A 14,194-nucleotide genomic window follows, 5' to 3' on the forward strand; every position below is an offset into this window, starting at 1 on the left:
GTTCTGGTCGTTGATAACCTGATCGCCGAGGTCTCGACTAAGCCGCTTGCCGTCGCCAATGCGCAAATCATCGACGGTGGTGGGCGCACACTGATGCCCGGAATGCATGATCAACACGTGCATCTTACGGTGTTCAACCCTCTCAGCGATGGGTTGCGCCAGAATATCACACCCTTTCATCTTGGCGGCGTCGCGACAATTCGGTCTGAACGCATCCTGATGAATGGGTTCACCACTGTCCGGGACCTGGGCGGACCAGCAAAATCCATCGCTCGCATTATAGATTCCGGCATGTTTCCCGGGCCGCGCATTTACTCCTCTGAAGCCTTCATCACCCAGACATCCGGGCACGCGGACTTCCGTAAACTGAACGACCGGCATCCCACACTGTCTGGGCAAGGACCATCACATTGGGTCGAAAGTGAAATGAGCTTTATAGCCGATGGGCCGGATCAGATCCGGATGGCCGTACGCGAGAACCTGCGCCGCGGGGCAACCCAGATCAAAATTATGGTCAGCGGCGGTGTTACGTCCGAGTTCGACCCCCTGCATTCGCTTCAGTACCAAGCCGATGAAATCCAGATGGCAGTCAAAACCGCCGAACAGTGGGGCACATATGTGACCTGCCATGTGTTCACTGAACAGGCGATCCGAAACTGTATCGACAATGGCGCGAAGACCGTCGAACACATCCCGTTTCTGACTCCGGAAGTGGCCGAGGTCATGGTTCAAAAACAGATCATGTTTGCGACCGCCGTGGCTCCGGTCTACTCGGTCTCCACCGAGCAGGCCGAAGCATTTTACACACCAGCGTCGTTTGCGAAGTGGAAGACGGTGCGGGATGCCGCGGCCAACATGATTGAAGTAATTCAAACCACGCCAGGCATGATCGACCTCTATACCCTGGGCACTGACCTCATCAACAACTGGGACCAAACACTAGAGCAGGACAAGAAGATGAGCGACGAGTTCAAATACCTGCTTGAAGCGAATTTCACACCCTTCGACATATTGCGCATCGCAACTTCAAACGGCGCGCGCATGAACCGTCTTACTGGTTTGAACAATCCTTATCAGGACGGCCCGCTGGGTGTGGTCGAAGTGGGTGCATACGCCGATCTTCTATTGGTCGACGGGAACCCGCTGGAGGACATCCTGCTGCTGTCCGATCCCGACACCAATCTGAAGATCATCATGAAGGATGGCGTGATCTACAAGAACACACTCGACTGAGTGTCGCGTGGGGTGAACTTACCTCGGCACCCCGCGCACTAAATTTTAAGGGAGAGAAGGACATGAATATTTCGACAAAGACGGGTGCCGTCGCGAGCCTGGTTTTTTTCACGGCCACTGCCGCGTTTGCGCAGGACACCCTGCCACAAACCCTGTTCACCAACGTCCATGTCTTTGACGGAGTAAATGAGGCGCGGATCGAGAACGCCAGCGTTTTGGTTGAAGGCAACTTGATCAAAGAAGTGTCCACCGAGGCCATCGACGCACCTGGCGCGACGGTTGTGGATGGAGGTGGTCGCACATTGATGCCGGGGCTGATCGACAGCCACGTCCACCTGAACCTAACCGGTCTGTTCACAAGCTTTGGCGGCGCGGAATATGCGAATTGGGACGGCGTCGGCGCGATGGCAGTCGCAAACGCGCGTGATTACCTTATGGATGGGTACACAACGGTTCGCGATGCCTGTGGCCAAGGCGATGCGATGAAAAAGCTGATCGATCAGGATATTCTTGTCGGGCCACGGATTTACCCGAGTGGTGCGTGCATCGGTCCACAATCTGGTCACACGGACTGGCGCAGCCCTCGTGCCCGGGCTGAAGGTGGCCCCGTCGCACAGGTGGAAGAACTCAATCTCGCGGTCGTTGCAGACGGCGTAGACGAAATTAGAACGGCCGCGCGCCGGAACCTCAGCTATGGGGCCACGCAAATCAAACTAACCGTCGGCGGCGGAGTTTCTTCGGAATTAGACCCGCTTTGGTCTGTTGGATACGGCGTGGAAGAGATCAGGGCGGCCGTAGAGGTCGCAGCCTTTTTTGATACTTACGCCTTTACGCATGCATACACGGACGAAACTGTCCAAATGGCACTGGATGCGGGCGTCAAAGTCATTGAGCACGGCCAGATGGTCACAGAAGAAACCGTGAAACGAATGGCTGATGAAGGGATATTCTGGTCCCTCAACACCGCCGGGTTCTCACCGATCCTGTTTGAGCACCCGAACTTTGCACCGGGTACGCCAGCAGGCATCAAGCTTGCGGTTGCACATGACCAAAGCAAGGATCTCATCGCGCTTGTCAAGAAATACAAACCCAAGGTCGTGCACAACGTTGATACAGTACTGTCAACGCTCGATCAGGGCCGTGCCCATCGCGATTTCGAAAAGTACCAGTTTGCTGATTGGTTCGGCAATCATGCCATGCTGGTCTCCGCTACGTCGACCGCGGGCGAACTGGCGCAGCTGACTGGCCAACGTAATCCTTATCCGGAGCAGTTGGGGGTGATCCAAGAAGGAGCCTACGCCGATATCCTGATCGTCGATGGCAACCCGCTGGAAGATCTTTCTGTCTTGGGGGCCCAACCGAAATGGTTTGACGCGGAACCGCGTGAAGAAGGTTTCGACACCATCCGTGTCATCATGAAGGACGGCAAATTCTACAAGAATACGCTGGAATAAAAGGAAAGTGGGGTGGTCTATCTTTGATAACCCCACACTTCAGCCAAGAAACCTTCCCTGAAAGGAAAGACTGTGAAACATCTCAGCCTTGGCGTCTTTATGGCGATCTGTGGTTCAATTGCCGCAGCTGAAGACGCCGAAAGCATTCGTACGTTTTTGTTCATTGGCACGTCCAATAGCACCGCTTGGGAAATGCAGATCGCCAATCCGGGGGATCGCACAGCCTCGGTGAAGGGCGGGATCGAAGCGCTCGGTGGAGAGCTTTTGAGCTATTACTGGGGGCTTGGAAACGGGAAGAACTACATCACCGTTTCCCTGCCAGACGATCCAACCTTTATCCAGGCCTTCTATGTCAGCCGCCTCGGCGATGGCCTGCTTGATGATTACCAGATGATCGAGTTGATGAGCAGCGCCGACATGGCTGCGGCGCTGGAACGTGTTCCCGAAATCAAAGCAGTGGATGACGTAAAGTGATTGGAGGTTTGTCGCACCAGAGGTCGTATCTTCCACCACGACCGACCCTTGCCGCCGCGTTATTGAGCGCCTTTGCACTTTTTAGTAGTGCTGCTGATGCCCAGGAAAATGCTGCTCAGGCGAAACTGGAGGCCGCAGCCCAGGTTTCGTTGGGCGGCCCGGGATCAGCCAGTGCGCAACAGGAGCAAGATAGGCTGCGCAGACTTGAAGACTCTCGATGGCCCGGTTTGGACCGTGCCATTGATCCAACCGAAACCGCTTTGGGTCGATTTAGGGAAAACACCGGATTGGCGCTCAGCTTTGATTACCAAGCGCAATACCAACGCAGTTCTCACAGTCTGACCGGGCAGGACGAATCTGCATCCGGTCAGCTCAGGATGATTGGGACGTGGGAATTGGCAAACCGGGGTGGTGAAAACCCGGGTAGCCTTGTCTTTATTCTGGAGAACCGACACCGGTTGGGCCAGTCCATTGCACCCTCAGCACTGCCTGCGCAAATTGGATATCAAGGGGCAACCGCGGTCACGTTTGGGGACACAAACACGACCTTGTCGGTAGCTTACTGGCAACAAGCCTTCGCAAACGGACGCGGAGGAGTGGTGGCGGGTCGGATCGATCCGGGCGACTACTCCGACATTCTTGGGTACGTGAACCCAAGAACGACCTTTTCGAACTATTCAATCCTGTTTAGCCCTGTACTGCCAATCCCAGATCCAGGCTTTGGCGTCACGGTCGGCGGCTATCTGACGGATCAGATTTACGCGTTAGGGGTGGTCAGCGACGCCAATGGGTCTCTCACAGACATCGAGTGGTTTTCCGGGGGTAGCGAATTTTACAAATACGCCGAGATCGGCTGGACGCCCGAAAAATCAAAACGATTTCTAACAAACGTTCATCTGGGGATGTTTCACACGGATGCGCGCCAACAAGTTGGCGTACCGGAAACATATGGAGCCACACTTTCTGCCAACCATACATTCGACAACCAACTGATGATCTTCGGACGGCTGGGATGGTCCAATGGCGGCGGTGCGTTGGCCAGGCGTGCAGTCAACGCAGGCTTGATGTGGCGACCTGGCACCTATGATGATCTCCTTGGCATAGCGGCCACTGTTGCCGACCTGACGACACCAGGATTGCCCAATCAAACGACACTTGAAGCTTTCTACCGTTTGGACTTGGCCGACAATCTGGCACTGACGGCAGACGTGCAATACCTGAATAATCCCGGATCAAACTCGAACGACCCGCTGGTCTTGGGACTGAGACTGAGGGTCAATCTTTGATGAATGCCGGGTAGCAGTTTCCGTTCGGGCTTCATTTTGGCCGGAACGGGCGGGGGCGGCAAGTGAGTGGGTCGCCCCCAACCATTTGGATGGCAGACCTTTTCGGTCTCCTTATGATCTCTTCAGTCTTTATGTGGGAGCTTTAGTGTCATGACGCGATACATCTACGGTTTGGTTATTTTGCTCTTTGCTGCGGCGGTTTCGACGTCAAACGCTGTTCCAGCGTACGCACAGAACGCGGCGAGTGAACAGGAACCTGCCGAGGTACAGCAAGAAGATCTCTTAACTCAGGTTGCCGACAAATCAATTTCTGCCGGTGACCTGGAGATACTGCTTGTTCCGCTGACGACTGATGAGCTTTCAGAAATTGCTGTTGCCTGGCAAGACCATGTTCGCAACCAACTTGAAGAAATTGCCCGTATCAATCTTAGCCTTCAGGACGGAAACGAAGCGCAAGAAGATGACCTGAGATCACAGCTTTCTTTGATAAACGACACTGGCACTGTAATTTTGGATAATTACACACTGGTCTTGAACGAATGGGCCCTAAAGGGTGCCGCCGAAGAAGACCTGAAACCGCACACCGATTATCTTTTAGCGCTCAAAACTGGCGTGCTTAAAACAACGGATTTACAGACGTTATTTCACAACGCTCTCCAATGGTTGGTTTCCTGGGAGGGAGGCGCTGGTCTTCTATTGGCTGGGTTGGGTGTTTTGGCTGCTGTTTGGGTTATGATGTTTGTAGCCAAAATGGTGCGTCGTTTAACTGAGCGCGGTCTTGAAAAAATACCAACAATATCGCGGATGCTTAAGAAATTCATTGCGACCGCAGTGTTTTGGGCGGTCTTTATTCTCGGAATTCTGGTTGTACTTGCCTTGTTCGGTGTGAACGTCACTCCTTTGTTTGCAATATTTGGTGGTTTGTCTTTCATTCTTGGCTTTGCGCTTCAGGAAACGCTAGGCAATCTCGCCAGCGGTCTGATGATCATGGTTTTGAAGCCATTCGATACCGGAGACTATATTCAGGTTGGCGGGTCATCTGGTTTTGTTGACGACATGTCGGTCGTTTCGACAAAAATCCGAACCTTCGACAACCAGATCATCATTGTGCCGAATAGTAAGATCTGGGGTGACGTAATCACAAATGTCAGCGCATCTGATGAGCGTCGCGTCGATCTGGTTTTTGGGATCGCGTATTCAGACAACGCTGCTCACGCAATCGATGTTCTGAAGGAATTGGTCGCAAGACATGAACTATGCCTGAAGTCGCCTGATCCAGAAATATTTGTTGGTGAACTTGGCGACAATTCAGTCAATATCTTTTGTCGACCGTGGTCCAAGTCTGACGACTATTGGACTGTCTATTGGGACCTCACAGGACAAGCCAAGGAGCGGTTTGACCAAGAGGGAATATCAATACCGTTCCCGCAGCGCGATGTTCACCTGATCCCAGTGGAAGGAGTAAAGACATGAGAGCATTAGTAATGTTGATGATGTCCTTTCTGCTTCTTTGCAGTGTAGCCTCGGCTCAGTCAGAAGAAGTTTTGCTGCCACAGCAGGAGCGAGAAGATCCCGAATTCATAGCACCGGTCATTGTCGACGGGGATGAGCTTTTTGTCGTCCGCGGATCCAGCGCATTGCCCGCAACGGACAGGGCCGCAAAGATTGAAGAAAGAATTGCTCAAGTTGCTGATAGATCAGAGAGCAAAACGGTCGACATCCAAATCTCCCGGGCTGAATTTGGACAACTCGTACGCGTCGACGGCCATATGGTCACTATTACCACTCAGGCTGATGCCGACCACGAACAGATGGACATTGAAGTTCTGGCCGGGCTGCAAGCAGAGGCCATCGAAAATGCCATTTTAAAGTACCGGGAAGCGCGATCCAGCGAAGGCCGCGTTGACAGCGCCTTGGCCGCTGTTGCTTGGACGGCGTTGTTTGCACTGGTGTCATACTTCTTCTTTGCCAAACGGAAGAAGTTTCTGGGCTACGTCAGAAACAACTTGGAAAAGAGAGCGGAAAGCGTCGAGGAAGCTACAAAGTCAATCCTACGAAGCAGGGCAATCGCGTCTATCATCGTTTATTCAATTCATGCTTTGATGTGGGTGCTGTTTCTGTTTTTTCTCTATTACTACCTGTCCTTGGTTTTGCTGTCTTTCGCGGAAACCCAGGCCATCGCTCAAGTTCTTCTAAAGTACGTTAGTGAGCCATTGATAAATGTTGTGCTGGCTGTCGTTGGGTACATCCCAAACCTGATCATGCTGGTGATTATTGCAGCCTTATGTCGATTTGCGATCCGCGGCCTCGATCTGTTCTTTGACAACCTGGAGAACGGTGCATTCGAAATCAAAGATTTCGAGGCGCACTGGATCGCGCCAACGAACATGCTGTTCAGGGCTTTGATCATCGTGATCGCACTGGTGTTCGCCTACCCATACATTCCGGGCTCAGGTTCCCGGGCGTTTCAAGGCCTGACAATTCTTGCCGGTATCATGGTCTCGTTGGGATCTAACACAGTTGTATCGAACATGATGGCAGGTCTGTTTGTCATCTATCGGCGCAGCACGAATGTTGGTGATCGAATAATGGTTGGCGACAAGATAGGGGACGTAACCGAAATCAAGCTTATGGAAACACTTATCAAATCCATCAAAAACGAAATGATCAGTATTCCAAACGCTCAGTTGTTGAACTCAGAGGTCGTGAATTATTCGCGCAAAGTCGATGGTCGAGGCCTTCTCGTGCACACGACGGTCGGGATCGGGTACGAGGAGCCGCCAAAAAAAATCACGGCAATGTTGATAGAGGCGGCTCATCGCACACAGAGTTTGAAGAAAAACCCGGAGCCCTTTGTACTTTGGACACAGTTGGCTGACTATGCCATCAATTACGAAATTAACGCATACACATCTCGAGGATCGAGTTTGCCTAAGATTCTGTCTGATCTACACCAAAACATCGTGGAAGTGTTCAACGAGAACGGTACGCAAATTATGACACCGTCCTACATGGCCGACCCGCCAAGTCCTAAGATTCCCACTGAGGAATGGGATGGAAAGCTTGCTCATATAGCGGAGTAAAAGAATACCAAGTCCACTCTGGGTCTACTAAACCCCGCCCTTGCAGGTTGTCGGATTAGTTTGATTGATCCAGAGCAATGGGTAGGATTAATGCAATAGTTTTCAGAACGTTTTGGGGTTCCAGATGATCAATTGGACATTTACCGCAATAGTAACGCTTCTCGCGAGTGGCGCTCTTGCCGCTGGTATGGAGCGGTGGGGTGAGTCTGGCGACTGGACAATTTTGATCGACCTCGAGAAAGGAAACGGCTGCCTCGCGTGGAAGCCCTTCGAAGACGACATGACAGTTGAAATTGGTGTCGCACCCAATCAGGCTGGCGGTTTCTTTGCCGCCTACAATCCGGCCTGGGTTCAGATTGAGGACGGATCAACCGGTATCGTGAACTTCGATTTCGGTGACGCAAAGTTTGAAGGCGAAGCCGTAGGTGTTTTTAAAAATGGCGTCCCCGGGGGTTACGCCTTTTTCGACAACCCCGCGTTTGTAACCGAATTCGGCAAGCGCCAAAGCGTCACGATAATTGGTGAAAGTGGAACCGAAGTAGAACTTGATCTGAGTGGGTCTTCGAAAGCCATCGAGGCCGTTTTGGCATGTCAGGCAGAACAGCCTGAACCACTCAAGAACTAGGTCGTGACCGACTATTGAAGCTGATTCATGTCTGGCACGCACGGTTGCCTGTCTGCTGGCATCGCATCAGCACCTTCCGGAGCCTTGTTTCTGGATCCACCGACATCCAACTTGAACTTCGGTGACGAAAGTTGACCGGTCACATCAAACGGCCACGCGCTACGGGATAACGGTTTGCCAACTCGACGAGGTTCTGCCCTGATCGCAATAATATCTTTGACCCAATCCACTTGGCCCTTGGCCACCAATTGAACAGAACCCGTTTCAACCACGATGGAGTCTGAGCTTACCCGGCCGGCTTCGATTTTAATTGGTGCCACAACGCATGTTATGTCCGTGTAACCTTGACGGAGTTCCTCTGAAAACAGCCATGGGAAAATACCAAGCCCTGCCAACTCCAGAAGGCTGGTGCTGACATAGCCTTGTGACATCGATAAAGAAGCAGTGCCGCGCATGGAATTCACAAACGCATTGCCAGACGCGGTACTGCCTGAAACGTTGAACTCACCACTCAATCGCCCATATGCATCTATCCCGATACCCAGTTCATCGAGAATCTCTCCGAATTCCCATCCTGAGGTTGACCCCGACAAGGAGAGCCAATCAGGTGAGTCAATCAGATCCATCACTGCCCGTAGGCTGAAGTTTCCACCGCCATAAGCCATCTGGAGCGGGCCAAAATCTACGGTCCCTTCTTTTGCAGACAATTGGCTGGAAACAGAAGTTACGCCTTGTTGGCCAACAATCTCCTTAAAGTCGATCTGTACCTGAACGTCAGCCTCTCTCAGTACGCGCTGCACATCCAGAAGATCGGCTGGCTTTCCTTTCTCCTTTGGTAAAACCAGGGGCTGTACGTTGGTTTCCTTCGGTAGAACCAAGGGCTGTACGTCGGTTTCAGGATCTTTTGAAGCGTCGCCTACCAAGCTTTTAAGCTGGTCCAGCGTAGCGGTCAGGTTTTTTAGATCGTTTAAATCGAGCCTTTTACTCGCAACGTTTCCGCGAATTACAGAAGCGCCCTCGGGAAATTTTGCATCCAAAGCGGCCAGAAGGTGTGACGAACCGGCTTCAAACTCGATTGAGGCAGTGAAGTCCTCGCCCTGCTTCGACGTCACTGCATCGACGGCAAGTGCGCCAATCTCGACAGGTTGCAATTTAAGCGCAGTCAGAAAACTAGCTCCGTCGCTGACATCCAGTTCCACGTCAAAATCAAGGCCTGACAGCCCTTTCAATTCGCTGACCGATAGCGCGAGGTCAAGCGCCCAAATATCTGTGCCATAGGTGGTTGCATTAAACCTGTTGAGCGAAACAGGCCCTCCTTCATTGGACAAGCTGAAGTCGGCATTTATGCCACCGAGCTGATCGACAAAATCTTCATCCATATTTGGCAAAATCAATTTGGCCGGCCCGTTGAGTATGCCTTCGAAAGTCACGTCCTGAAGCTGAAGCAGGTCGAGAATTTCGCCGTCGGCCTTTAGAATTGGGTCCTCAATGGGTCCAGCCTGTAAGGCGATGCCCAGCATCGCAAGCCGACCATCGGGCATGCGGCGAATGCGTTCGATAGAGGCTGGCCCGATCACGTCCAGGCCTTGATCAAATGCGTTAGTTTGGAACAGAAGTTTCTCGAACTCGAAAGACGCAAGTGATCCTACCATGTGCATTTCAAAGGCTGTGAACTTCAGCTCCTGGAAACTCTTTGCTGCGTTCGGCGGCTGCCCCTCAGGATAAAGCCGCGCGTCGAATAGCAGATCAACGCCCCGAGCTGTGTAGAGGTCTTCTATCGATCCTTCTGCTGTAAGTTGCTGTCCGTCCTCAAGGTTTACGGTGGTCGTAAAGGTCTCGATTTTCAGAGCATCCTGAGAAACAAGCTCTGCTTGCAACTGGCCATTCCCTTCCAGAACTCGCTCCAGCCCAATGACTTCAAGAAAGTCACCGAATTCACCAGTGTCCATCTGCAAGACAGCACGATAGCCACCTCCCTCGCTTTCCGAAAAAGGTTCGCCGTCGTAGCTTACCGTCATTTCGCCAAAATTGGCGCGCGTCGCAAACGGCGCACTATGAGGATAGTCACCCTCGATTTCGAAACTTTGGCCGTTGACGGAGCCTGTCCCCGAGACCTTTGTTCTTTGCCCTTTGTCTACCTGTTCCAGAGCGAGAGACTGGAGGTCAAACACGAACGAAAAGCCAGAGGATTGATCATCAATGTTCAACCCAATGGATGTGAAAGTTACATTCTTGTCGCTCAGGAATGAGAGGATTCCACTACCTTCTGGGTCGCCCTCATTGGATCCGCCGGTCTCAGCTATAGCCTCTTGATTGTCCTCTTCCGTGGCGTTTTCGGGTTCAGGTTTTGGCGTCGGTCGGCCTTTTCGCCAACTTGTAGTGCCGTCAGCAGCTGTAAGGAAATTCGCCTGGAGACCGTCAACGACGAGGTTGTCAAAGTGCAGACGTCGATTGGCCAAAGCAGCAACATCCACTTCCAGTTCCAGAAGGTTCAATTCTGCAAGAGATGTTTCCGGCATAGTTTGGCTCGGGATAACCACACCACCGACGTAAATGTGGGTAATGCGTCCAAGCGCGACACTTACATCGTCATTAACCACAATCGGCTGTCCGATTTGTTCAGAAAGGACTTTTTCGACCAGGTCACGTCGCATCTCCGAGAATAGCGGCGCAGCAAGTAGCAACCAAACAAATCCGATTGTTGCAAACACAAGTAGTACGACAATCCCAATTGATCTAAGAAGCCAAGTCCTCATGCATCCCCCTGTCGTCGCCTACGCCGTTTGGTCTATCTGCAATTCGGCGTTCGCCAATCTGCTGGACTAGATGGGCACATAATTCGGTTCGCGCGCGCCGCGCATTTAGTGCTCATCGGTCCAAAGCCGCCAGGATACGAGCATCCCGCTCGTATGGGTCCTCGCGGAAATGAACGACCCCGTCTTCGACCCACGCTGTCCAGTATGTTAAAAGAACCGGCATTGGCTCAGGTAGATCAACGCGCGTTGTCTTTCCGCTATCCAAAATGGACTGCATCTTCTGTCGGCTCCAATCTGGCTCTCCCTCCATCAGAAGGCTCGCGAACTCGAACGGATACTCAAGGCGAACGCAGCCGGAACTGAGATTTCTCTCGTTTCGGTCAAAAAGGGTTTTGTCGTTTGTGTCGTGCAAGTATACAGCGTATTTGTTTGGAAACATGAACTTAACCAAACCCAGCGCATTGTCTGGGCCCGGTTGCTGAACCAGGGTCACGCCGGGGTTCTTCGCCCCCCAGTTTACAGCGTTTGCGGGGATTGTCTGGCCATCCTTGTTCCGAACGACATAATTGTTGCGTGTCAGATAGGCTGGATCCTTGCGGATGCGCGAAAGTTTGTCCTTACGAAAAATCGAGGCGGGAACGGTCCAGGTGGGATTGAATTCCATGTACTCAATTTCATCTCGAAACACCGGGGTCTTTCGATAGGCTGACCCTGTGATTGATCTAGTGGTCCAAAGCGTGCCATCCGATGTAACCAAATATGTGCGGGCTCCTGCAATGTTCACCAGCACGAATTCGTCGTCGACTTCCCGCATAAGCCAGCGGCCGCGTTCCAAGCTGAGACGCAACTTGTTTATGCGATCTTCCACCGGTTTGTTTAGCGATGCGAACGTCTTACCGCCAATGACCCCATCGGCTTCTAATCCATGCCGACTCTGAAAGGATTTGACTATTTTCACCAAGCTATCGTCGTAAACCCAAGCTGGGTTTGTGCCGTTTTCGCCATCTTCAGAAGAACCGCTTGTTTCAACGTAGCCTTCTGCCGCCAGCCTTTCGCGCAGCTTAGCGACGGCAGGGTCCACCATCTCTGGTTTAAGAACGGTTTCATCCGGAACATTGGTCCAACCGCCCTGTAAAGCAATGGCCCTATACTTACTCAGTGCTTCGACAAGCATCACGTACTGCGCATTGTCGATATCAATACGTGCGATTAACGCGCTAAAACCTTCACCTTTAAGAAACTGATTCAGGGCAACGGCTGGGTCTTGTTGAATTACCGGTTTTGAGAAGTTCCAATCGTCGTCCAGTGCATTTGGGTCTACTTTTCCAAACACCAAATGATGGACCAGTTTCACCGCAGCGTCCGTTGCCAGAATATCGAACAAAGCTTGATTAGAAACATCGCCAGTTTGGGCGGCCTTAAATGCGGTTTGAAGCTCCGCTAAGTCAAAATCTTCCGGTCTGAAGCCCTGTTCTATTGCACTATCCAACTCATCAAAGAGTTCGTCTGACAATTCATCGCGTGTCCACGCAGGAGTGAAGTCCCTCTCTTCGTAAAAACGCGGCACTAGGATTTCAGCATCCAAGCTCTTGCTGTCAGGTAGCGTGCTACTCACTTCCAACTCGGCACCGAGTAGAGCAGCAATCTGCTCTGAGATCTCGTTTGCGACGCTTGGGTTGGGGAATATTGTTACCAATGCAGTTAGCGAAATCGCGACTAACGACTTAACGTGACCCACCAATACCTCCTGCGGCTTCGCGCTATATGCTGTCTCTATGTGGAAGGATACTCATACATAATGTATAATCAAATCGTAATTTATGATTTTAGTATGGCCATTTGATTGGAGGGCTCGAGAGCCGTGTGTATATGCAGGGGATCGGCGCTGAACGTCCAAACGATCCTGTGGACGAGGCGGCCCTGTTGAATCTACTGTCATTGCAGTATCGACGGAGTTGGGCGGGTTATGGCGACATTTGTATTGGTCCATGGAGCGTGGCAAGGGGGATGGTGCTGGGCTCGCGTAGCCGCGCTTCTGCGCAGGGAGGGCCACGACGTTTTTACCCCTACACTGACAGGTCTGGGCGAGCGTGCTCATCTCGAGAGTGACGAAACCGATCTGGCCATGCATATCGAGGATGTCCTGGGGGTGATCACGTGCGAAGAACTCTCTGACATTGTTTTGTGCGGTCATAGCTATGGCGGCATGGTTGTCACCGGAGTCGCAAATAGAGCGCCCGACCACATTCGCTCACTTGTGTACCTCGATGCGCTCGTGCCGGGCGATGGGCAGGCCGCCTTGGATGTGTTGCCTGCGGATATCGCGGCAGGGCTTCGTGACAGTGCCGTCGATGGCAAAGTCGCGCCGGGCCCAGCGGAGGCTTTTTCGGTGAATGGAGCAGACTGTGCGTGGGTAGACCGCCGAAATGTCGCGCAACCACTCAAGACATTTGAGCAACCGATTCAACTGGTGAGCGGCGGAACCAAGGTGTTAAAGCGGACCTACATCTATGCCACTGGCTGGGTCCCAGGGCTTGGCCAACCGTTTTTTGAGCGATACCAGCATCAGTCGGGGTGGACAGCGGTTTCGGTGCCATTCGGGCACTACGTGATGATCGATAGGCCTGACGACTTGGCCCGAATGCTAATGTCCGCGATTTGAATTTGGCCGCCGGATCCTGCACGAGCGCGCGGACAGCGAAATCGCCCGCATAGGAATAGTTATTGCTTCTATCCCGATTGTCCTACTTCAATCAGCGCTTCGGGCGAGATGCGCCGTAGCTCCGCAAGTGAATCCGCGTCTCGACTGATCAGCTGGCATTGATCTCAAACCGAAGCTTCAGCTTCAATGGCAGGCAACCGATCTCGGCGCCGTCACTTTCGGATGCTCGATAATGAGTATGCGGTACTAGCTAGGAAAATAAGATCGGCTCAGACAAGGCGCTCGACGTTATCTTGGCCAACAAGTCTCTCACAATTGCCTTAGAACTGTTTCCCACTGACTAGGGTTGAATTTTTTCGACCAGAGTGCACTCTTGATTGTGGATGAGCGTCTAAAGTCGATTGAGCTGAGAGAGGACTACTATAAATTGAACGAATTCTACGCACCGCGCAAACTTATGGGCAAAAAATGCAAACTTATGCGCAAATCTCGCGCAAGGTTATGGGCGTAGAATCCGTAATTTTCTGAATGTAATCAGTGTTGGGCGCGCAACGATATGCGCGCGCCTACAGATTTTTGTAGGTGCGCCCAAAGCTTTGCATTTCGCCTAAAGATTTGCAT

10 protein-coding genes are annotated in these 14,194 nt (G+C 52.2%); 8 read left to right on the top strand and 2 right to left on the bottom strand.

Annotation, left to right across the window (positions count from 1 at the left end):
- The 7 genes from AC2FI9_RS19020 to AC2FI9_RS19050 all read left to right on the top strand — a co-directional run.
- Window positions 1–1,233 (top strand): metal-dependent hydrolase family protein (locus tag AC2FI9_RS19020; RefSeq protein ID WP_496769817.1); only part of this gene is annotated, 1,233 nt, incomplete at its 5' end.
- A 62-nt stretch (window positions 1,234–1,295) separates the two neighbouring features.
- Window positions 1,296–2,687: a metal-dependent hydrolase family protein gene (locus tag AC2FI9_RS19025; protein WP_496769819.1), complete on the top strand. Its 1,392-nt coding sequence runs from the start codon at window positions 1,296–1,298 to the stop codon at window positions 2,685–2,687.
- A gap of 72 nt (window positions 2,688–2,759) precedes the next feature.
- Window positions 2,760–3,161: a hypothetical protein gene (locus AC2FI9_RS19030; RefSeq protein WP_496769821.1), complete on the top strand. Its 402-nt coding sequence runs from the start codon at window positions 2,760–2,762 to the stop codon at window positions 3,159–3,161.
- Between the two features lie 227 nt (window positions 3,162–3,388).
- Window positions 3,389–4,447, top strand: a complete 1,059-nt coding sequence (locus tag AC2FI9_RS19035) for a carbohydrate porin (protein WP_496769823.1) — start codon at window positions 3,389–3,391, stop codon at window positions 4,445–4,447.
- Between the two features lie 150 nt (window positions 4,448–4,597).
- Window positions 4,598–5,920, top strand: coding sequence for a mechanosensitive ion channel family protein (locus AC2FI9_RS19040; RefSeq protein WP_496769825.1), 1,323 nt, complete (start codon window positions 4,598–4,600; stop codon window positions 5,918–5,920).
- Window positions 5,917–7,530, top strand: coding sequence for a mechanosensitive ion channel family protein (locus tag AC2FI9_RS19045; RefSeq protein ID WP_496769827.1), 1,614 nt, complete (start codon window positions 5,917–5,919; stop codon window positions 7,528–7,530). Before AC2FI9_RS19040 ends, AC2FI9_RS19045 begins: the two co-directional genes overlap by 4 nt.
- Window positions 7,531–7,654: 124 nt before the next feature.
- The gene (locus AC2FI9_RS19050; RefSeq protein ID WP_282171046.1) at window positions 7,655–8,155 is read left to right on the top strand and encodes a hypothetical protein; all 501 of its coding nucleotides are present in this window, start codon (window positions 7,655–7,657) and stop codon (window positions 8,153–8,155) included.
- 11 nt (window positions 8,156–8,166) lie between these two features.
- Here AC2FI9_RS19050 and AC2FI9_RS19055 read toward each other — a convergent pair whose 3' ends face one another.
- Both AC2FI9_RS19055 and AC2FI9_RS19060 read right to left on the bottom strand, forming a co-directional pair.
- Window positions 8,167–10,911: an AsmA family protein gene (locus tag AC2FI9_RS19055; protein WP_496769829.1), complete on the bottom strand. Its 2,745-nt coding sequence runs from the start codon at window positions 10,909–10,911 to the stop codon at window positions 8,167–8,169.
- 112 nt (window positions 10,912–11,023) lie between these two features.
- Complete coding sequence (locus tag AC2FI9_RS19060) at window positions 11,024–12,649, bottom strand: L,D-transpeptidase family protein (RefSeq protein ID WP_496769831.1); 1,626 nt, start codon at window positions 12,647–12,649, stop codon at window positions 11,024–11,026.
- Window positions 12,650–12,877: 228 nt separating this feature from the next.
- Between AC2FI9_RS19060 and AC2FI9_RS19065 the strand changes: the two genes are divergently transcribed.
- A complete protein-coding gene (locus tag AC2FI9_RS19065; protein ID WP_496705767.1) occupies window positions 12,878–13,573 on the top strand; it encodes an alpha/beta fold hydrolase in 696 nt (231 codons plus the stop codon).
- Window positions 13,574–14,194: the final 621 nt, after the last annotated feature.

The organism is Ruegeria sp. CDSA246, from assembly GCF_059611225.1.

Bases quoted from the DNA above. Each gene is read 5' to 3' on its own strand.
- AC2FI9_RS19065 (WP_496705767.1), top strand. From the start codon at position 12,878: ATGGCGACATTTGTATTGGTCCATGGAGCGTGGCAAGGGGGATGGTGC.
- AC2FI9_RS19040 (WP_496769825.1), top strand. From the start codon at position 4,598: ATGACGCGATACATCTACGGTTTGGTTATTTTGCTCTTTGCTGCGGCG.
- AC2FI9_RS19045 (WP_496769827.1), top strand. From the start codon at position 5,917: ATGAGAGCATTAGTAATGTTGATGATGTCCTTTCTGCTTCTTTGCAGT.
- AC2FI9_RS19055 (WP_496769829.1), bottom strand. From the start codon at position 10,911: ATGAGGACTTGGCTTCTTAGATCAATTGGGATTGTCGTACTACTTGTG.
- AC2FI9_RS19050 (WP_282171046.1), top strand. From the start codon at position 7,655: ATGATCAATTGGACATTTACCGCAATAGTAACGCTTCTCGCGAGTGGC.
- AC2FI9_RS19025 (WP_496769819.1), top strand. From the start codon at position 1,296: ATGAATATTTCGACAAAGACGGGTGCCGTCGCGAGCCTGGTTTTTTTC.